This window comes from Allobosea sp. OAE752 (assembly GCF_050433265.1).
Taxonomy (GTDB): Bacteria; Pseudomonadota; Alphaproteobacteria; order Rhizobiales; family Beijerinckiaceae; genus Allobosea; species Allobosea spartocytisi.
Genome location: NZ_JBNPXO010000004.1, coordinates 431,732 through 451,960, shown reverse-complemented (window position 1 = coordinate 451,960; position 20,229 = coordinate 431,732). Strand labels below are relative to the sequence as shown.

General features: G+C 67.1%; 18 protein-coding genes. 9 read left to right on the top strand and 9 right to left on the bottom strand.

Features of this window, described 5'->3' with window-relative positions; translation table 11 throughout:
* Positions 1–135: 135 nt before the first annotated feature.
* Positions 136–1,407 carry a M20/M25/M40 family metallo-hydrolase gene (locus GGC47_RS13790; RefSeq protein ID WP_429068411.1) on the top strand — a complete coding sequence of 424 codons (1,272 nt, stop codon included), beginning with the start codon at positions 136–138 and terminating at the stop codon, positions 1,405–1,407.
* Between the two features lie 6 nt (positions 1,408–1,413).
* On the opposite strand, the gene GGC47_RS13785 is transcribed toward GGC47_RS13790, so the two are convergent.
* The 5 genes from GGC47_RS13785 to GGC47_RS13765 all read right to left on the bottom strand — a co-directional run bounded on the left by GGC47_RS13785 (position 1,414) and on the right by GGC47_RS13765 (position 6,520).
* Positions 1,414–2,388 (bottom strand): LysR family transcriptional regulator, encoded by a 975-nt coding sequence (locus GGC47_RS13785; protein WP_429068410.1) that lies wholly within the window; start codon positions 2,386–2,388, stop codon positions 1,414–1,416.
* 50 nt (positions 2,389–2,438) lie between these two features.
* Positions 2,439–3,251, bottom strand: a complete 813-nt coding sequence (locus tag GGC47_RS13780) for an ABC transporter permease (protein ID WP_038366941.1) — start codon at positions 3,249–3,251, stop codon at positions 2,439–2,441.
* Positions 3,251–4,087 (bottom strand): ABC transporter permease, encoded by an 837-nt coding sequence (locus GGC47_RS13775; protein ID WP_191125023.1) that lies wholly within the window; start codon positions 4,085–4,087, stop codon positions 3,251–3,253. The genes GGC47_RS13780 and GGC47_RS13775 overlap by 1 nt, the downstream gene beginning before the upstream one ends.
* 177 nt (positions 4,088–4,264) lie before the next feature.
* Positions 4,265–5,395, bottom strand: a complete 1,131-nt coding sequence (locus tag GGC47_RS13770; protein WP_112763833.1) for an ABC transporter substrate-binding protein — start codon at positions 5,393–5,395, stop codon at positions 4,265–4,267.
* Positions 5,396–5,410: 15 nt separating this feature from the next.
* Positions 5,411–6,520, bottom strand: coding sequence for an ABC transporter ATP-binding protein (locus tag GGC47_RS13765; protein WP_260368385.1), 1,110 nt, complete (start codon positions 6,518–6,520; stop codon positions 5,411–5,413).
* Positions 6,521–6,816: 296 nt separating this feature from the next.
* On the opposite strand from GGC47_RS13765, the gene GGC47_RS13760 reads away from it, so the two are divergent.
* Positions 6,817–7,164, top strand: coding sequence for a hypothetical protein (locus tag GGC47_RS13760; RefSeq protein ID WP_429068409.1), 348 nt, complete (start codon positions 6,817–6,819; stop codon positions 7,162–7,164).
* Positions 7,165–7,206: 42 nt separating this feature from the next.
* Here the strand turns inward: GGC47_RS13760 and GGC47_RS13755 are convergent, their stop codons facing one another.
* The gene (locus tag GGC47_RS13755) at positions 7,207–9,006 is read right to left on the bottom strand and encodes a chloride channel protein (RefSeq protein ID WP_429068408.1); all 1,800 of its coding nucleotides are present in this window, start codon (positions 9,004–9,006) and stop codon (positions 7,207–7,209) included.
* A 303-nt stretch (positions 9,007–9,309) separates the two neighbouring features.
* On the opposite strand from GGC47_RS13755, the gene GGC47_RS13750 reads away from it, so the two are divergent.
* Genes GGC47_RS13750 through GGC47_RS13740 form a run of 3 tightly spaced genes read left to right on the top strand, consistent with a single transcriptional unit; the run spans position 9,310 to position 12,998 of the window.
* Positions 9,310–10,002: a gluconate 2-dehydrogenase subunit 3 family protein gene (locus tag GGC47_RS13750; protein WP_429068407.1), complete on the top strand. Its 693-nt coding sequence runs from the start codon at positions 9,310–9,312 to the stop codon at positions 10,000–10,002.
* A 15-nt stretch (positions 10,003–10,017) separates the two neighbouring features.
* Positions 10,018–11,781, top strand: coding sequence for a GMC family oxidoreductase (locus GGC47_RS13745; protein ID WP_133565967.1), 1,764 nt, complete (start codon positions 10,018–10,020; stop codon positions 11,779–11,781).
* Positions 11,778–12,998, top strand: coding sequence for a c-type cytochrome (locus tag GGC47_RS13740; protein WP_142022235.1), 1,221 nt, complete (start codon positions 11,778–11,780; stop codon positions 12,996–12,998). Before GGC47_RS13745 ends, GGC47_RS13740 begins: the two co-directional genes overlap by 4 nt.
* A 162-nt stretch (positions 12,999–13,160) precedes the next feature.
* Here the strand turns inward: GGC47_RS13740 and GGC47_RS13735 are convergent, their stop codons facing one another.
* Positions 13,161–13,619 carry an Lrp/AsnC family transcriptional regulator gene (locus tag GGC47_RS13735; RefSeq protein WP_038366932.1) on the bottom strand — a complete coding sequence of 153 codons (459 nt, stop codon included), beginning with the start codon at positions 13,617–13,619 and terminating at the stop codon, positions 13,161–13,163.
* Between the two features lie 121 nt (positions 13,620–13,740).
* Between GGC47_RS13735 and GGC47_RS13730 the strand changes: the two genes are divergently transcribed.
* The 3 genes from GGC47_RS13730 to GGC47_RS13720 all read left to right on the top strand — a co-directional run bounded on the left by GGC47_RS13730 (position 13,741) and on the right by GGC47_RS13720 (position 16,860).
* A complete protein-coding gene (locus tag GGC47_RS13730) occupies positions 13,741–14,928 on the top strand; it encodes a diaminopropionate ammonia-lyase (protein WP_142022236.1) in 1,188 nt (395 codons plus the stop codon).
* Complete coding sequence (locus tag GGC47_RS13725; protein WP_370954863.1) at positions 14,925–15,602, top strand: glutathione S-transferase family protein; 678 nt, start codon at positions 14,925–14,927, stop codon at positions 15,600–15,602. Before GGC47_RS13730 ends, GGC47_RS13725 begins: the two co-directional genes overlap by 4 nt.
* 61 nt (positions 15,603–15,663) lie before the next feature.
* Entirely contained in the window at positions 15,664–16,860 is a 1,197-nt protein-coding gene (locus GGC47_RS13720) for a multidrug effflux MFS transporter (protein WP_142022237.1), read from the top strand.
* Positions 16,861–16,925: 65 nt separating this feature from the next.
* Here the strand turns inward: GGC47_RS13720 and GGC47_RS13715 are convergent, their stop codons facing one another.
* A complete protein-coding gene (locus GGC47_RS13715) occupies positions 16,926–19,091 on the bottom strand; it encodes a transglycosylase domain-containing protein (RefSeq protein ID WP_429068406.1) in 2,166 nt (721 codons plus the stop codon).
* 261 nt (positions 19,092–19,352) lie between these two features.
* On the opposite strand from GGC47_RS13715, the gene GGC47_RS13710 reads away from it, so the two are divergent.
* A complete protein-coding gene (locus tag GGC47_RS13710; RefSeq protein WP_113254438.1) occupies positions 19,353–19,742 on the top strand; it encodes a DoxX family protein in 390 nt (129 codons plus the stop codon).
* Positions 19,743–19,823: 81 nt separating this feature from the next.
* Here GGC47_RS13710 and trxA read toward each other — a convergent pair whose 3' ends face one another.
* Entirely contained in the window at positions 19,824–20,144 is a 321-nt protein-coding gene (gene trxA / locus GGC47_RS13705; RefSeq protein ID WP_038366779.1) for a thioredoxin, read from the bottom strand.
* Between the last annotated feature and the right edge of the window lie 85 nt (positions 20,145–20,229).

Below are 20,229 nucleotides of genomic sequence, written 5' to 3'. Positions count from 1 at the left end.
GGGCAGAGCCCCCCACCACAGAAGAAGGCAAGTTGATGCTCTTCATTAGATTTTACCATGAAGAGCCAGCCACGAGCCTCGCCATGGTTGGATCGCGCCATCGACGATCCAACCATGCAAGCTGCCGGTAGCACGATGACCAGGGACCCCGCCAAGCTCAAGGCCGAATTGCTCCAGGCCGTCGATGCGCGCCGCGACGAGATTCTGGCGCTGCTGCAACGCTTCCTGCGCATCAAGAGCGTCAATCCGCCAGGCGATACACGCGAGGCCGCAGACTTCGTGCGCGAGCTGCTGGACAAGGCGGGCGTGCCACATCGCACCGAGGCCTTCACGCCGGAGATGCCGAACATCATCGGCCGCTGGGAGACCGGAAATCCCGGCCGCCATCTCGTGCTCAACGGCCATATGGACATCTTCCCGGTCACCAATGAGAGGCTCTGGGAGGCCGAGATCGTCGACGGCAAGATCATGGGCCGCGGCGCTTCCGACATGAAGACCGGCACGCTCGCCTCGATCCTGACCTATTGCTGGCTCTACCCCTATCGCGGCTGGCTGAACGGCGCGCTGACGCTGACCGTCGTCTCCGACGAGCAGTCGGGCGGGCGCTACGGCACGAAATTCCTGTTCGACAATTTCGAGAACGAGATGGTCGGCGATTGCTGCCTCAATGGCGAGCCGAGCGGCCTCTCCAATCTGCGCTTCACCGAAAAGGGCACGCTGCGCTTCTCGCTTTCGGCAAAGAGCATCGGCGGCCATGGCGGCTATTCGCACCGGGCCCGCAACCCCATCGCCGATGTCAGCCGGCTGGTGACCCTGATCTATGACCGCTACCACCTCAAGCTCGCGACGCTGCCGCCCGAGATCGACGCGGTGCTGACCTCGCCCGAGACCATCGCGGCGGCCGACCACAATCTTGGGAAAGGTGCCGCAGACATCGCCCGGCGCATCACCGTCAATGTCGGCATCATGCAGGGCGGGCAGAAGGCGACGCAGATCCCGACGCATTGCATCGCTCATCTCGACATGCGCGTGCCCATCGGCTCGGACCGCGACGCGATCCGCGCCGATCTCGAAGCCCTCGCCCGGGAAGCCGATTGCGAGATGGTCGTGAACGAGGACCACAGCTATCCGGCGAGCCTGACCGACCCCTTCAGCGAGATGGCCAATATCCTGCGCGGCAATATCCGCGACCTGCTCGGCCATGACGCACCGCCCGTCTCAAGCCTCGGCGGCACCGACACACGCTACTGGCGCTGGCGCGGCGTACCGGCGCTGATCTGCGGCCCCTCCCCGATCAGCATGGGCACGGATGAGGAGCATGCGACGCTGGAGGAGGTGATCGCGGTGATGAAGCTGCACATCGCCTGCGCCATCGACTATCTCGGCTCGGCAGGCGCGAAGGCCTGAAGCGCATCAGCCGCGGGGCTGGGGGAAAACCCGCAAGCCGTCGCCGATCCAGGGCGCGACCTCCCGCAATTCCGGCACGAGCTTGTCCTGGATGAGCGTGTGCAGGATGGCGGCGATCTCCTGGGGAATCGCACCGAGCTCGCCCTTGCGGGCATAGAGATCGACCCGCCGCCGCAGGCTCAGCCCCGGCACCGGCAGCAGGCGCACGCCGGCCAGGCGCGAGCGGGCCTGCAGCGCCATCAGCGGCGTGGTGATGGCCCAGCCGAGGCCGGCCGCTACCATGGTCAGCACCGTCTCGGCGGTATCGCTCTCGACCTCGCGCGGAAAATCGAGCCGCAGCCGGCTCAGCGCCTGCTCGACCTGCCGGCCCGTGCTGGTGCGCAGCGTGTAGCGGATCATGCTGCGGCCGGTCAGATCGGAAAGCTTGCCGACCTCCATGTCCCACTCGGCCGGCAAGGCCAGCGCGAAAGGCTCCGCCAGCAGCGGAATCGCCATCGCCGTCTCGACCTCCTGCAGGAAGTCGACGCCGACGATCATGTCGATCTGGCGGGCGTTGAACTGCTGCTCGCTGAGCTCGCGCGGATTGGCGATCAAGGCGTAGCGCGGAAAGCTCTTGCGCAATTCACGGATGAAATCCGGCCCCAGCGTCGTGCTGAGCGAATCGATCATCGCGATCCTGAGCGCCGGAATGGCGTCGCGGGCATTGAGGCGCACGGCGGTGTCGAGCTCATGCGCCTGCCGCAGCAACTCCTGCCCGCGCTCGGCCAGCAGTCGCCCGGCCATGGTGGCGCGGACCGGGCGGATATCGCGGTCGATCAGCGGAACGCCCATCGCCTTCTCCAGCGCGGCGACGAGCTGCGAGGCGGCCGATTGCGTCAGGCCGAGCTGGCGGGCGCCCCTGGTCATGCTGCCCGTCTCGACGACGGCGCAGAAGACCGCGAGCTGGCGCAGGTCGAAGGCTAATCTCTGACCGATCGTCATCGACAAGCGCTTACGCCCGCCGGAGGCGCCGGACAATCGGCCGATGCCGTTCAGGCACCGACCTTGGCGAGGACATCGGCGCGCAGGAAGCGCTCGATGAACAGCATGAACAGCACCGAGGGCACCAGCAGGATCAGCGCGGTGATCGAGGCGACCTGATAATTGCCACCCATCGCCGCGTTGTAGAGCAGCAGCGGCAGCGTCGTGACCTGCGGCACGCCGACGAAGAAGGTGCCGGTGAACTCGTCGAGCGACTCCAGGAAGACGAAGATGCCGCTGGCGATGATGCCGGGCGCGGCCAGCGGCAGCGTCACCGAGAAGAAGGCCTTGAGCGGCGAGGCGCCGATATTGCGGGCCGCCAGTTCCAGATCCCGGTCGACGGCGCCGAAGGCGGCCGCCGCGATCCAGACGGAATAGACGAGACCATGGGCGGCATGGACCAGCACGACGGCGAAGACCGTGCCGTTGATGCCGAGCTGGTAGAAGATGCGGGCGACGTTGATGTAGATCGCGACCGAGGGGAACGCCTGCGGCAGCAGGAACAGGATCATGAAGAAGGCGCGCGCCGGCAGCTTCAATCGCGCCAGCGCGTAGCCGGCGGGAATCGAGAGCGCGAGCGCGACGATGACCGTCAGCACCGCGATCCAGACGGAGGTGCCGAGCGAGGCCATGGCGTCGCCGGTCGGCCGGAAGACCTGCTCCCAGTAGCGCGTGCCGTAGACGACCGGCAGCTTGTAGGGCGTGTACCAGCGCTCGGCGACGGACCAGAGCGCGAGGTTCGCGAGCGGGCCGATCAGCACGAAGGCGAAGGCGGCGAGCAGGAAGGCGGCGAGCGTCGCCCGTGCCGTGGAAGCAAGGCGCATCATGGCGTGCCCTCCTTCGCCATGCCGCGCTTGAGATAGATGATCGCCGCCCCGGCCGAGATCAGATAGGTGATGACGCCGAGCGCGTTGGCCGTGGCGTAGTCGCCATAGGCATTGATGCGGAAGGCCATGTCGACGGTCAGCATGGTCGGCTGCGAGCCCGCCACCATCATCGGCACCGAGAGTACCGAGAGCATCGTCACGAAGGAGAGGACGAGCGCGACGAGCAGCGTCGGCATCACCTGCGGCAGGGCGAGCTCGATCATCACCCGCAGACGCGAGGCGCCGAGATTGCGGCCGGCTTCGAGCGTGGCGCGGTCGATCGAGGCCAGCGCGCCTGCGAGCAGCAGCGCGACGAAGGGCGTCTGCTTCCAGACGAAGGTGGCGATGATGCCGCGCCAGTCGAGGAAGCTCACCGCCTGCAGCGGCTCCATCAGGCCCAGCGAGACGAAGCTGTTGTTCATCAGCCCGTTCTTGGCGAGGAAGGTGCGCATGCATTGCGCCGCGACGATGAAGGGGATGAAGAGCGGCCAGCGATAGAGCGCCTTCAGCGTGCCGACGATGTAAGGATTCTCGCCGAGCGTCAGCGTGCCGGCGATGACGATCGCGGCAATCGCGGTGAACAGGCAGGAGGCGAGCACGATGACGACGGTGAAGACGACGTCGCCGGAATAGAGCTCCCAGGCCTTGCCGAAGGCCTGCAGCGAGAAGCCCCCCTCCGGCCCGGTAAAGGCCGAGATCAGCGAGAAACTGAGCGGGTAGATGAACAGCGCGGCCACGAGCGCGAGGCCGGGCGCGATCAGCAGCAGGGCGAGATTGCGTTGGGAAAGGGACATTCTTTGGTTCCGGCTAAACCAATCGCGGCGGCGGAAAATGCCGTCATGGTCGGGCTTGACCCGACCATCTCGGAAACCAGAGCGAACTGGTCATGAGATCCTCGGGTCAAGCCCGAGGATGACGGAGGATGAGGCCCGGGACGACGTGGTTTCCCACGCCGCCCCAGCAGGCGAATCTCAGTTCGCGACCTTCTTCTCGTAGCCCTCGAGGATGTCGTTGAAGTAGGGCGCGATCGGGAAGGGCTTAGCGTTCTTGGACAGGTCGGCCGGGGTGATGTCGGTGAACAGCTTGTCCCAGGCGGCTTTGTCGAGCTTGCCTTCGAGGTTCTTGGCGTCGATGCCCGGATACCAGTTGAACTTCTTGACGATGCCGTCGGCCTGGACCTGCGGGCTGGTGGCGAGCGCGATGAACTCCTCGGCCAGCTTCTTCTGAGCCGACTTCTCCGGAACCGAATAATACATCGGCTGGCCGGGCATGCCGGGCGAGGCGAGCTTCAGCTTCATGCTCGGCGGCAGCTTGCCGTCGGCCTGCCAGGAATAGAACATGTCGACCCAGACCGGTCCCATCGCGATCTCGCCGCGGTTGAGCATGTCGAGCGTGCCGGCATTGCCGGGGGTGATCACGGCGTTCTTGTTGAACTCCTTGAGCTCTCCGAAGGCGGCGTCCCACTTGGCTTTCTCGGCCGCGTCATAAGGGCCCTGGATCAGCTTGTTGGCGTCGCCGCCGAAGGCGTAGACCCAGCCGGCGACGAAAGCGACGCCGGACATGCCGCCCTTGATGCCGTTATAGCCGAACTGCTTCGGGTTCTTCTTCACCCACTCCTTCAGCTCGGTGAAGTTGGCGGGCGGGTTCTTCAGCATGTCGGCGTTGTAGGCGAGCGCCGTCTGCGACTGGAACATCGGCATGACATAGCCGGAGACGTCGGAGCCGAGCGAGTTCTTCGCCGTCTCGCTGGAAACGAGCTTCGAAGTGTCGACATTGGCCGTGTACTTGGCGAGCAGGCCTTCCTTGACCATCTGGCCGGCGGCCTTCTGGTGGATCACGACGACGTCGAAATCGGTCGTGGCCGAACCCTTCTGGGCGTCGAGCTTCTCGTAGATCTTCTGCGAGCCGGCATCGCCGGGGCCGGTGCCGACAGAGACGACCTTCACGCCCGGATGGGCCTTCTCGAACATCGGCCCGAGATAGTCCTTGACGTAATCGACCATGTTCTGGTCGCCCGCGGAGGCGACGTTGAGGGTCTGCGCGGATAGCGGCGATGCCACAATCAGCGCAGCGAGTGAGCAGGCAAGCGTGATAATGCGCATGTGTCTGACTCCCTGTCAGGCGGCAATCCCGGCCTCGGTCGCCGGGAAGATGTGAAGGCGCTGCAGCGGAATGCGCAGACCGACCTTCGTTCCGAGTTCGTGACGGCCGACATCGTCGACCGTGATCTGGCGACCGGCGGCTTCCACCTTGTAGCGGTAGATGCCGCCGGGATAGGCGCGTGCGGCGATGGTGCCGGGGACGACGAGATCGCCCCCCGAAGCCGGCGCATCGAGGTTGCCCAGGCTTGCGACATCGTCGCGGAAATAGGCGAGCGCCTCGCCGGCCGGCAGTGCGGCGGCGGCTTCGCCGGCAAGCGTCGCACGGGCGTCGCCGGCAGCGATGGCAGCCTGCCCCTCGCCGCGCTCCACATGGAGCGGCAATACGTTCTCGGCGCCCATAAAATTGGCGACGAAGGCACTGGCCGGGCGGTCATAGACCTCCTCGGGCGTGCCGACCTGCGCGATATGACCCGCCTGCATGATCACCAGCCGGTCGGCCATGGTCATGGCCTCCTCGCGATCATGGGTGACATGGACGGCGGTGAGGCCGAGCCGCTGCTGGATGGCCCTGATCTCATGGCGCATCGTCATGCGGATCTTGGCGTCGAGATTGGAAAGCGGCTCGTCGAGCAGCAGGATGCCGGGGTCGATCGCGAGCGCACGGCCCAGCGCGACGCGCTGGCGCTGGCCGCCCGACAGCGCCGTGACCTTGCGCTCCTCGTAGCCGGACAAGCCGAGGAAACTCAGCACCTCGGCGACCCGGGCGGCGATCTCCGCCTTCGACTTGCCGCGCAGCTTGAGGCCATAGCCGATGTTCTGCAGCACGGTCATATGCGGCCAGAGCGCATAGGACTGGAAGACCATCGCCATGCCCCGCTTCTCAGGCGGCAGGCCGGCGATATCCTTGCCGCCGACGACGATGGAGCCGGCCTCGACCGGAACGAAGCCGGAAAGGGAGCGCAACAGCGTGGTCTTGCCGCAGCCGGAGGAGCCGAGCAGCGCCGTGAAACTGCCGGGCGCGAAGTCGAGATCGATGCCGTGCAGCACCCGCGTGCCACTATAGGCGACCTCGAGACCGCGCACGCTGATCGCCGCGCCGCTGCCGGTTTTGGGCTGCGTTTCCACCTGCAAGACAGCTACTCCCTGGCCCTTCCCCGGCCGCCGGCGAACTGGAATATTTCTTCCATTGCCGATCCTTTTGAAATAAATGTTACGTACGGGGCGCAGTCTATGCAAGAGCTTTGTGAAACTTGGATGACAACCGGAATTCATTCCCTCTGGCTTCTGCCGGCCGCCGATGACGAGGCGATGATGGCGGCTCTCGTCGGCGAATTATCGGGCCGTTTCGGCACGCCCATCTTCGCCCCGCATCTGACGCTGCGCGGCGACACGCCCAGCCCCCTGCCGCCCTGGAACGCGCGGTGGCGGAGGCCGCGGCGACGGTCGAAGCCTTTGCGGAACCGGTCGCCGTCGTCGAGGGAAGCGACGCCTTCTTCCGCTCATTCTACGCGCGTTTCGCGGTCTCGTCGCCGCTGGCGAAGCTCAAGCGCGCGCTCGATCCCGACGGCCTCGACAGCTTCATGCCGCATGTCTCGCTGCTCTACGGCCCGGTCGTGGCAGCGGCGAAGGCCGAAGCCATCCGGGAGGTGAATGCGCGGCTCGCCGGACGCAGCATCCGCTTCGACCGGATCGGCGTCGTCACCTCGGGGCAGGATGTCCCGATCGCGGAATGGCGTGTGGTTGCGCAGGCAAGCCTGCGCTCGGCCTGAGCCGGCGGCTTCTCAGATCATCGGCGGAAAAGGGAAGGCAGGCTACTCGCCCGTCAGCTCGCGATTGCGGCGGCTGACCTCCTCGCTGTAGCGCTTGATCGCATGCGCCTCGCTGAGGATGCCGACGAGGCGCCGGCTCTCGCGATCAGCCACCACCGGCAGCGCCTCGCTCTCCGCCTCGTCGAACAGCTTCAGCGTGTCGCGCACCGACATGTTGGCGAGGAGCATCTTGTCGCCGTTGCGCAGGAGATGGCGCACGGTGCGCGGCGCCGGCTCGGCCGCGGCCTGCTCGTCGAGCGCGGGGTCGGGCTCGTAGAGTGCGCCCGGCGGGATCATGCCGGCATAGGCGTCGTTCTGGCCGACGGCGACGAGGTAGTTGATCGAGCCGGGCGGATATTTCAGCCGGGCCTCGGCGATCGGCGCGTCCGCCTCGATCTTCGGCACTTCGAGACGCATCATGCTGCCGGCCGTGAGATCGCGGATCCAGCCGACATCATAGGCGCCGCGGATGCTCTCGCCGCGCAGATGGAAGCGCCAGGTCGCGAAGGAGTAGCCGAAGAGCCGGCGCGTCACCAGCGAGGCGGCGCCAGCCGCGCCCATCACCGCCAAGGTGAGCTTGAGATTGCCCGTCATCTCCAGCGCCAGGAGCGCCATCGTCATCGGCCCGCCGACGATCGAGACGGCAAGCGAGCTCATCCCCACCAGCGCGAACAAGGTCTCGTGGCCGACGAGATTGGGGAAGAATGGGGTGAGCAGGCCGATGAAGAGCCGGCCGGTCAGGACCCCGAGCAGCAGCGAGGCGAAGAACAGGCCGCCGCGGAAGCCGGAGCCGATCGAGACCGAGGAGGCCAGCGCCTTGGCGACCAGCACCAGCGCCAGCAGGCCGAGGCTCGCATCCATGCCGAGATAGAGGTTGATGGCGCCGTGGCCGGCGGAGAAGACCGAGGGAATCCAGATGGCGAGCGCGCCGACGACGAGGCCGCCGAAGGCCGGTCGCAGATAGGTCGGGATGCGCGAGCGGCGGAAGGCCGCCTCGACGAAGGCGGCGGCGCGCATCACGACGATGCCGACGAGGCCGCAGGCCGAGCCGAGCAGGACGACCAGCGGCAGGTCCGAGATGGTGATCGAGCCGATCGCCGGCACCTCGACCGAGAGCAGGGCCGGCGAGAGCAGATCATGCGTGACGGTCGCCATGAAGGTCGCGGCCATGACCGGCACGAAGACCGCGATCGAATAGCTGCCGAGGATGAGCTCGAAGGCGTAGAAGGCGCCGGTCAGCGGCGCGTCGAAGGCGGCGCCGATCGCACCGCCGGCAGCGCAGCCGACGATGAGCCGCATATCCGCCCGGCGCAGGCGCAACCGGCGTCCGATATGGGAGGCCAGCCCGCTGGCGGCCTGCGTGTAGCCGGCTTCAAGCCCGACCGAGGCGCCGGAACCGCTCGAGCCGATGGTCTGGAGCGCGACGATGATGCTGTCGCGCATCGACATGCGCCCGCCATGCAGCGCGTTGGCCTCGATCGGGTCGACCGGCTGGCTGCGACGGCGGAAGAAGAACCAGGAGGCGAAACCGACGACGAGGCCGCCGGCCACCGGCCCGGCAATGGCCCGCCAGGGCGGAATGCCGCTCGCGATCGAAAGCCGCTGGCCGCTGGCGATGCCGAAGATCCGCTCGTGCAGGAACTGCGTCGCCAGCGACATCGCGACGACGACAATGCCGGCCAGGACGCCAACCACCGACGCCAGGACGACGATCCCGATTTCGCTGGACCGGATCAGCGCGCGCAGCCCCTGCGGCGTATCGGGAGACGACGTGTCGGGAGGGGTGGCTTTGACGGTGATCAAGGCAGCGGCCCGTGAGGCGGGTTTGCGTTGGCCGGCGGTCGCATATTGCCGTGGCGATAACAAGGGCCGGGCGGTCGCCCGATGCGATCATCATGCTTTCGGGTGAAGTGGTTTCAAAAAGATGTCCGTTTGCATGCCCTCGACGCATGACGGCCGCGCTCGATGCGCGGTTGATTGTCATCGTTCCAAAGTGAAGTTTCGGCGATGTGGTCCGCGGCGCTTCGCCGCAGAAGACCAGCCCAGCGAGGCCCGTCTATGCCGTCCCTCTCTCCCAGTCGGCGCCAGTTTCTTTCCTCCACCAGTATGTTGCTGCTGATCGCCTCGGCTCCCGGAGCGCGCGCCGCGGAGCATTCCGGTTCGCTGCCGTGGAAGCCCTTCGCGGCCCTGCCTCCCACGACGCTGCCCGGCGGGCGCTGGTACGTCTTCACCCCGGAGGAAGCCCGCACCGTCGAGGCGATCGTCGACCGGCTGATCCCGGCCGACGAGCTCAGCATCGGCGGCAGGGAGGCCGGCTGCGCAGGCTTCATCGACCGGCAGCTCGCCGGCAGCTACGGCTCCTCGGAACGACTCTACACGCAAGGCCCCTTTGCCGCCGGGCTGCCGACGCAGGGCTATCAGGGCAGCGCGGCGCCGACCCGGCGCTATCGGGAAGGGCTCGACGCACTCAACAAGCACACAAGGGCGAATTTCGGCGGCAAAGCATTCTTCGATCTCGGCGCCGCCGAGCAGGACCAGGTGCTGAAGGACTTCGAGGCCGGCAAGGTCGACTACAAGCCCGCCGCGGGCTTCTTCAACCTCGTGCTGCAGAACACGATGGAAGGCTTCTTCGCCGACCCGATCTATGGCGGCAACAAGGACATGGCCGGCTGGAAGTTCATCGGCTTCCCCGGCGCCCGCTACGATTATCGCGATTACATCACGGCCCATAACCAGCCCTTCCCCCTGCCGCCGCTGTCGATCGCGGGCCGGCCGGAGTGGAAGACGGGCGACAAGTAAGCGGGAAGCTGACAGATGGCACGCAAACTCCCCCGCAAGGATGTCGTCATCGTCGGGCTCGGCTGGACAGGCTCGATCCTGGCGCATGAGCTGACGGATGCCGGCCTCGACGTCGTCGCGATCGAGCGCGGCCCCTGGCGCGACACCGCGACCGACTTCAACGTCGCCTACGCCCCCGACGAATTGCGCTATGCCGTGCGCAAGGACCTGTTCCTGCAGCCGGCGCAGGAAGCGATGACGATGCGCAACAACGTCACGCAGACGGCGCTGCCGATGCGCGACTACGGCTCCTTCCTGCCCGGCACCGGCGTCGGGGGCGCGGGCACGCACTGGAACGGCCACACCTGGCGCTTCTTTCCGAGCGATTTCACGCTCAAGACGCATCTGACCGAGCGCTACGGCGCGGACAGGCTCTCCGAGCTTCAGATCCAGGACTGGGGCGTGAGCTATGACGAGCTCGAAAGCGCCTTCGACCGCTTCGAATATCTCGCCGGCATTTCCGGCAAGGCCGGGAACCTCAACGGCACGATCCAGCCGGGCGGCAACCCCTTCGAGGGACCGCGCAAGCGCGAATACCCGCTGCCGGCGATGCAGATGACCTATGCGCCGACGCTGTTCGCGGAAGCCGCGCGGTCCAGGGGGCTGCACCCCTTCCCGACGCCCTCGGCCAACCTGTCCAAGGCCTATGTCAACCCGCTCGGCATCGCCATGGGGCAATGCACCGCCTGCGGCTTCTGCGAGCGCTTCGGCTGCGCCAATTATTCGAAGTCGAGCGCGCATACGACCGTGCTGCCCGTCCTGATGCGCAAGTCGAATTTCGAAGCGCGCACCGAATGCGAGGTGCTCAAGATCAACCTGGCGCCCGACGGCAAGACCGCGACGGGCGTCACCTATATCGACGTCAACGGCGAAACTTTCGAGCAGCCGGCCGATATCGTGCTGCTCAACGCCTACGGGCTGCACAATGTCCGGCTGATGCTGCTCTCGGGCATCGGCAAGCCCTACGATCCCGCAACCGGCGAAGGCGTGGTCGGGCGCAACTACTGCTACCAGACCAATGCCTCGGCGCAGGTCTTCTTCGAGGGCAAGTCGATGAACCCGTTCATCGCGGCCGGCGCGCTCGGCCAGACGGTGGACGACTACAATGGCGATGCCTTCGACCATGGCGCGCTGAACTTCGTCGGCGGCGCCGGCATCAACTGCATCCCGACGAATGGCCGCCCGATCCAGTACCGGCCCGTGCCGCCCGGCACGCCGCGCTGGGGCTCGGCCTGGAAGAAGGCGACCAAGCAGTATTACAACAACACCCTGACCTTCTCGTCGCAGGGCTCCTCCTATGCGACGCGCGGCAACTATCTCGACCTCGACCCGACCTATAAGGACCGCTTCGGCCGGCCGCTGCTGCGCGTCACCTTCGACTTCCCGGACAACGACATCCGCATGTCGAACTGGGTGAGCGACCGGATGCAGGAGATCGCCACCGCGCTCGGCGGCAAGCAGGCGGTCGTCGGCAAGCAGCAGAAGGGCTGGAACTCCGTGCCCTATCAGAGCACGCACAACACCGGCGGCGCGATCATGGGCACCGACCCGAGGACCAGCGCGGTCAACCGGCACCTGCAGAGCTGGGACGTGCCGAACGTCTTCGCCATCGGCGCCTCGGCCTTCCCGCAGAATGCCGGCAAGAACCCGACCGGGCCGGTCGGCGCGCTTGCCTTCTGGGCCGCGGATTCGATCCGCAACCACTATCTCAAAAACCCCGGCAAGCTGGTGGAAGCATGAAGAAGGCAGCGCTCCTCGCCGGCCTCGCGGCCGCCACGCTCTTCGGGGCGAAAGTCCTCGCCTCCGACCTGTTCGACCGCATCAATGCCGGCCGCTATCAGGCGATCCTGGCCGATTGCGCGGCCTGCCACACCAAGCCCGGCGGCAAGCCCTTCGCCGGGGGCGCACCGCTGCAGACGCCCTTCGGCGCGCTGGTGCCGTCCAACATCACGCCAGACCTCGAGACCGGCATCGGAAGCTGGACCTACGCGGATTTCCGCAGCGCGGTGAAGACCGGCGTCGGCAAGGACGGCAAGCGTCTCTATCCGGCGATGCCCTACCCGGCCTATGCGACGATGAAGGATTCCGACGTCGCCGATCTCTGGGCCTATTTCCAGAAGGTCGAGCCGGTCTCGAACCGCGTCGTCTCGAACCAGCTCCCCTTCCCGTTCAATATCCGGGCCGCGATGATCGGCTGGAACCTCCTCAATTTCTCGCCGAAGGAGTTCCAGCCCGACGCCAGCAAATCGGCCGAGTGGAACCGGGGCGCCTATCTGGTCAACGGCGCCGGCCATTGCGGCACCTGCCATACGCCCAAGAGCCTGACCGGCGCCGACAAGGGCGACGAATTCCTGCGCGGCGGCAATCTGCAGAGCTGGTTTGCGCCGAACATCACCAGCGATCCGCATAAGGGCATCGGAAGCTGGTCGACCGACGACATCGTCGCCTATCTCAAGACCGGAGCGAACCGCTTCGATATCGCGTCGGGCCCGATGGCCGAGGCCATCAACCATTCGACGCGCCTGTGGCACGACGCCGACCTCACAGCCGTCGCGACCTATCTCAAGGACGTCAAGGGCGACGGCGCGCCCGCACCTACCCCGGTCGCTGCGACCGATGCCGCCATGACCGCGGGCAAGGCGATCTATCTCGACCGCTGCTCGGCCTGCCACATCTCCTCCGGCGCGGGTCAGCCCTCTCTGTTCCCGACGCTGGCCAAGACTCCGACGGTCAACGGCACCGACCCGACATCGCTTATCCGCGTCGTGCTGGAAGGCAGCCAGGCAGCCAGCACCGCCGCCAAGCCGACGACGCCGGCGATGCCCTCCTTCGGCTGGAACCTCAGCGACGCCGATGTCGCCAATGTCCTGACCTATGTCCGCAACAGCTGGGGCAATGCCGCCCCGCCCGTGACGGCCGGGCAGGTCAAGGATCTGCGAGCAGCGCTGACGCGATAGGGACTGCGCGGCATTCCCTCGCGCGGTCATCCCGCGCGGAGCGCAGCGCAGACCCGGGATCCATGCCTGAACCTTCAGCGGATTCGCTCCGGCATGGATCCCGGGTCGGCGCCGCCAGCGGCGGCTTGTCCGGGATGACCGGCGACGGCTCGAGGGCGATCCCTAGACCGGGACAGTCAACCCGGTCTTGACCCGGTCCATGGCGACGAATGAGCGGAACTTGCGGATATTGGGGTTGGCGAAGAAGAGTCGGCGGGTCAGCGCCTCATAGGCCGCCATGCTCGGCACCAGCACGACCAGCATGAAGTCGACCTCGCCGGTGACGTAGTAGCATTGCTGCACCTCCGGCGCGGCGAGGAAGGCGGTCTTGGCGGCGTCGATGTCGACGGCCGTTTCGCTGACGAGCTCGATCTCGACGAAGAGCGTGATCGGATGACCGAGCGCGGCGGGATCGACCACCGCGACATTGGCCCGGATGACACCTTGCGCCTCCATGCGGCGGATGCGGCGCTGCACCGCCGGCGCCGAGAGATGGACCCGCTCGCCGATCACCCGCTGCGGTGTGGTGTTGTCCTGCTGGAGGATGGCGAGGATCGCGCGGTCGAAAGCGTCGAGTTGCATATCCGGCTCGGGCACGCCTTGCTCCGCGAAATAAACTTGCATCCGAAGAGCTGGATTGCAGCACCTTTTTCGCCTGCGTTGCAATATCCATTCGCTATCCGGTGGAATGGCGAGGCAATCCATGTTCCTGCTCAACACGCATCACGACTATGGATGTGATCTCGACCCGGCCGATGTCGCGACGCTCGGGCCGTCTGGGGCGCAGGCCATCGCGCGCCATCTCGCCCAGCGCGCCGGCCATGCGCCGACGCCGCTCCATGCCCTGCCCGGCCTCGCGGCAGCGCTGGGAATCGGCGGGCTGTTCATCAAGGATGAAGGCCGGCGCCTCGGGCTCGGCAGCTTCAAGGCGCTGGGGGGCGCCTATGCGGTGATCCGGCTCGCGCTGGAGGAAGCGTCGGCCAGGCTCGGCCGGAGGTTGGACGACACCGAGATCAACGACCCCGCCATGCGGGCGATCGCCGCCGGCATGACCTTCGCCTGCGCCACCGACGGCAATCACGGGCGCTCGGTCGCTCAGGGCGCGCAGCTCATCGGGGCCAAGGCCGTGATCTTCGTGCATGGCGGCGTCAGCGAGGAGCGCGTCGCGGCGATCGCACGCTTCGGTGCGCAGATGGTGCGGGTCGCCGGTACCTATGACGATTCGGTCGTCGAAGCCGCGCGCGTCGCGGCCGAGCAGGGCTGGACCGTCGTTTCGGATACCTCCTGGGACGGCTATGAGCGCATTCCGGGCCTGGTGATGCAGGGCTATACGGCCATCGCGAGCGAGGCCTTCGCTCAGCTCCCGGAGCATCCGACACATGTCTTCGTGCAGGCCGGCGTCGGTGGCATCGCAGCCGCGCTAGCGGCACAGATGCAGACGCAGTTCGGCGCCAACCGCCCGTTCTTCACCGTGGTCGAGCCGGAACTCGCCGCTTGCGTCTTCGCGGCCGCGCAGCAGGGCCGCCCGGTCAAGATCGCCCATGGCGCCCCGACGGTGATGGCGATGCTCGAATGCTACGATCCCTCGCCCCTGGCGCTGCGCGTGCTCTACCGCGCCGCCGACGCCTTCCTCACGGCAGCGGATTCCGATGCCGTGGAGGCGATGAACCGGCTCGCCCGCCCGGTCGCGGGCGATCCCGCGATCGTCGCCGGCGAAAGCGGCGCGGCAGGGCTTGCGGGACTGCTGGCGGCGCTGCGCAATCCCGATACGCGCGCGGCGCTGAAGCTCGACGGGACCTCGCGCGTCTTCCTCGTCAACACCGAGGGCGCGACCGACCCGGCGCGCTATGCCGAGCTGGTCGGGCTTTCGCCCGGCGCGGTGGCGCCATGACCGTGCCGTCGGCGAGCACCGGCGCGCGCCTGCCGCTCTATTCGCAGAGCCACTCACCCTATGCCCGCAAGGTCATCGTCTTCGCCCATGAGGCGGGGCTCGCCGAACGGCTCGCGGTGATCGACCATGAGACCAGCCCGACCAACCGGAACAACGCCGTCTTCGCGGTCAACCCACTCGGCAAGGTGCCGGTTCTGATCACGCCGGAAGTTGGCGCGATCTTCGATTCGCTGGTGATCTGCGACTATCTCGACCGGCTTCATGCCGGCCGGCGGCTGATCCCGCCCGGCGGGCCGACGCGCTGGGAGGCGCTGCGTCTGCACGCCATCGCGCAGGGCCTCTGCGATGCCGGCATCGCGCTGCGCTGGGAGACCGAGCGCCGCCCCGCGCATCTGCGCCATCCGCCGCTGGCCGAGGGGCAGGCCGCCAAGCTCGTCGAATCCTACGACCTCATCGAGCGGCAGAATGGACTCGAAGGGCCCGTGCATCTCGGCCATGTCGCACTGGCGACCGCGCTCGCCTGGCTGGAATTCCGCGCGCTGCCGGATTTCCGCACCGGCCGCCCCCGGCTGACCCAGTGGTACGAGGCTTTTTCCGAGCGCCCGTCGATGCGGGCGACGGACTATTCTGGTGAGACGCAGGATGCTCCGCCGGCCACGACCATTGCCGGATGACCGGCTGACGTCGTAGCAGGGGCGCGCGGCCCGCGATCCGGCCGTGTGCCGGAGACCCGCGATGAAGCTTCGTCCCGATACTCTGGCGATGACGGCCGTCCTCGCCATGCTGACGGCGCTGGGTCCGCTCTCGACCGATTTCTACCTGCCCTCGCTGCCCGACATCGTGCGCGTGATGGGGACCGACGTCGCCGGCGCGCAGGCGACGCTCTCCTCCTTCCTCTTCGGCTTCGCCGCCGGGCAGATCCTGTGGGGGCCGCTCTCGGACCGGCTCGGCCGCAAGCCCGTCCTGCTCGCCGGGCTCGGCCTCTTCACCGTGGCGACGCTGGCCTGTGCCTTCTCGCCCTCGATCGAGGCCTTGACCGCGGCGCGGGCCCTGCAGGCGCTCGGCGCCTCCGGGCCGATCGTGCTCGGCCGCGCCATGGTGCGCGACCTCTACGAGGGCGCGCGTGCCGGCAAGGAACTGGCCCGGATGGGCATGATCATGGGGCTGGTGCCGGCGGTGGCACCCGTCATCGGCGGCGTGCTGCAGGTCGCCTTCGGCTGGCGCTCGACCTTCATCGCCTCGCTCGTCTTCGCGCTCGGGCTGGCGGCGGTGATCGTCACCGTGATGCCGGAGACGCTGCGCAAGCGCTCCCCGCAGCCGCTCTCGCTCGTCACGATCTTCAAAGGCTTCGGCACTTTGCTGGAGAACCGCGCCTTCCGCGTCTATGTCGCGCTGACGGCGCTGGCCTATGCCGGGCTCTTCGCCTTCATCTCCGGCTCTTCCTTCGTGCTGACCGGCGTCTACGGGCTGACGCCGGTGCAATACGGGCTTTCCTTCTCTTTCGGCGTCGTCGGCTTCATTGGCGGCACCATTCTGGCGCAGCGGCTCGTCGGGTCGCGCGGCATGGACGGGATCATCGGGCTCGGCGTGCTCTGCCTGGCGCTCGGCGGGCTGATGATGCTGGGCGCCGTCGCGACGGGCGCGGGCGGGGCCTTCGGGGTGGTGCTGTCCTGGGCGGTCTATGCCTGCGGTGTCGGGCTCACCATGCCGCAGGCGCAGGCCTCGGCGATGATGCCGTTTCCGGACCGTGCCGGCGCGGCCTCGTCGTTCAACGGGCTGTGCCAGATGCTGCTCTCGGCCTGCGTCGGGCTGCTCGTCGGCCACCTGCTGAAGGGGGCGGCGCTGCCCCTGCCGCTGGTGATGTCGGCGCTCGGCGTCGCGGCCTTCGTGCTGTTCAAGCTCAGCGGCCGGGTCAGGGCCGCGAAACACTGAAGGGGGGCTCTAGGCGTCACGCATCGGCTTGCTCCGAAAAGTGCACTCCACTTTTCGGACCGATGCTAGCCCCCGAACAGCCGCTCCAGGAAGTTCTTCTCCTGCGGCGGTGGCGGCACCCAGGCGCGGTCGCCCTCGAGCGGCATCGGGCCGCCCTGTTGCGGCGCGGCCTGGGCGATCGGCGCCTCCACCGGCGTCGGCGCGCCCTGCCAGAAGCCGCCGGGCAGCGGGATCGGCTGCGCACCGGCATGGGCCAGCTTCATGTACTTGCCCCAGATCTCGCCGGGCAGGCCGCTGCCGGTGACGCGCTTCATCTTCGAATTGTCGTCGTTGCCGACCCAGACGGCGGTGACGAGCTTGGCCGTGAAGCCGACGAACCAGGCGTCGCCGTAATCCTGCGTCGTGCCCGACTTGCCGCCGACCTCCCAGCCCGGAATGTTGAATTTGCTGCCGGTGCCGCCATTCATGACGCCATTGAACATCGTGTCCATCATCGCCAGCGGCTGCGGCTGGATGACGGGGCCGAAGCTGTTGGCCTTGCGGGCATAGACGACCTTGCCGCTGGTCTGGCGGACCTCGCGGATGACATAGGGCAGCACCGACTGGCCGCCATTGGCGAAGGTGGCATAGGCCGCCGTCATCTCGAGCGGCGTCACCTCGGAGGTGCCGAGCGCCAGCGACATATTGGGTTGGAGCGCCGAGCTGATGCCGAGGCGCTGGGCCGTGCGGACCACCTCCTTGGGCGTGACCTCCTGGATCAGCCGGGCGGCGACCGTGTTGAGCGAATGCTGCATCGCGGTCCGCAGCGTCACCGGGCCGCGATAGGTCCGCGAATAGTTCTCCGGCTCCCAGCCCTTGATCGAGACCGGGGCATCGTCGCGGATCGTGTCGGGGGTGAGCCCCTTCTCCATCGCCGTCAGATAGACGAAGGGCTTGAAGGAGGAGCCCGGCTGGCGGCGCGCCGCGGTCGCGCGGTTGAACTGGCTCTTGGTGTAGTCGCGCCCGCCGATCAGCGCGCGGATGGCACCATCGGGCGCGAGCGAGACGACCGCGCCCTGCGAGGCATGCAGCTTGGCGCCCTGCGCCGAGAGCGCATCGACGAGGATGGTCTCGGCTGAGCCCTGCAGCTTGGTGTCGATCGTGGTCAGCACGGTGACGTCGCCCTCGACCGCGCCGATGAAGTCGTCGAGCACGTCCATGACATAGTCGGCGGCATAGTTGACCGAGCCCGCGCCGGTGCGTTCGGGCACTTCGGCCGGGGCGGTCATCGCGGTCTTGGCCGCGTCCTGCGAGATGAAGCCCTGATCGGCCATGGCAGCGATGACGAGCTGCGCCCGCTTCTCGGCCAGATCGGGGTTGCGGTTCGGCGCCAGCCGCGACGGCGCCTGGACGAGGCCGGCCAGCATCGCCGCCTCGGCGATCGTCACCGAGCGGGCCGATTTGTTGAAATAGCGCTGCGCCGCCGCCTCGACGCCATAGGCGCCGGAGCCGAAATAGACGCGGTTCAGATAGAGCTCGAGGATCTGGTCCTTGCTGTAGGTGCGCTCCAGCCAGAGCGCCAGGATCGCTTCCTGGATCTTGCGGGCGGCGGTGCGCTCCTGCGTCAGGAAGAGGTTCTTGGCGAGCTGCTGGGTCAGCGTCGAGCCGCCCTGCACGCCGTTGCGGCCGCGCAGATTGTTGACCACGGCGCGGGAGATGCCGACCGGATCGACACCGAAATGGTCGTAGAAGCGCTTGTCCTCGATGGCGACGAAGGCTTTCGGCAGATAAGGCGGTATCTCGCCCAGCGTGACGGTGCGCCCGCCCGTCTCACCACGATTGGCGAGCAGCGAGCCGTCGGCGGCGAGGATCGCGATGTTCGGCGGCCGGCGCGGCACGGTGAGCTGATCGATCGGCGGCAATTGCGAGGCGTAATAGGCCACGACGCCGCCGACGCCGATGACGCACCAGAGGCCGAGCACCATCGTCCAGTAGATCAGCCCGCCGAAGAGGGAACGCCGCCGGCGCCTGCCGCGTTTCTTACCGCCACCACCACCGCCGCTGCCATTGCGCTTGTCGCGGCGTGGCGGATTGCGCAGTTGGCGCTCAGGCTCGGGCCGGGCCGGAGCCCGCTGGAATCGTGTCGGGCGATCGTCTGGAGAAAGGCGCATGTCACCGTCGTCGCGGCTTTCGCCGCGCCCAGAATCAAAGGAGGGCTCGCGCCGCTCGCCTCGTGAAAGCCGGTCGTTCATCCTGTCCCGTTCGGCCGCTAGCCCGCCCTTCAAGGCGGTCAGGCCAATCAGAATTCAAACATGGCGCTTTTAAGGGTTCGTAAAGCGTGCAGTGCGGCAAGGATAACACAGTCGTCGCGGGAACGTGATTATTTTGCAAATGCGCAAACGAGGATGAGCCCGTTCGGGATGTTGCGCAAAGTCGGAAGCCCTGCCTAAAAGCCGAGCAGGAAACGCGCAGGAACCCGCCGCCCACCACCGCTTCTTCGACAGAGGATCCAGATGACTTCCCTCAATCGCTATGCGCCTCATATGCTCGGCCTGCTGCGTATCGTCACCGCGCTGATCTTCATCGTGCACGGCGCGCAGAAGCTCTTCGGCTTCCCGGCCCCTCCCGGCCCCAGCCTGCCTGCGGTCTTCACGCTCTACTGGTTCGCGGGCGTGCTCGAATTCGTCGGCGGCCTGCTTGTGCTGGTCGGTTTCCAGACCCGGATCGTCGCCTTCATCCTCTCCGGCCAGATGGCCGTCGCCTACTGGATGGCGCATGCGCCGAAGAGCCTCTATCCGGCCCTGAACGGCGGCGATGCGGCGATCCTCTACTGCTTCGTCTTCCTCTACTTCGTCTTCGCCGGCGCCGGCGCCTTCGCGATCGACAAGGACAGCCGCGCCTGAAGCCGCTGTAGCCCCCCGAATCGAAAAGGCCCGCCTCCTCACGGAAGCGGGCCTTTTTTGATGCGATCGTTGAAAAGCGGATCAGACGGCCGCGGAGATCCAGCGCGAGAGATCGCTCTTGGGAGCGGCACCGACCTTCTGCGAGGCGAGCTTGCCGTCCTTGAACAGCATCAGCGTCGGGATCGAGCGGATGCCGAACTGGGCCGGGATCTGCTGATTCTCGTCGACATTCATCTTGACGATCTTGACCTTGCCGTTGAGCTCGGTCGCGATCTCCTCGAGCGCCGGGCCGATCATGCGGCAGGGGCCGCACCATTCCGCCCAGAAATCCACAACCACCGGCTCGGAGGACTTGAGGACATCGGCCTCGAAGCTCTGGTCGGTTACCTTGCTCGTTGCCATGACTGGCCGCCTTTCGGTTTCAGTGGGAGGCAATGCCACCCTTCGCAGCGAAGCTATGAACGACCGCCCCTTCGGTCAAGACGCG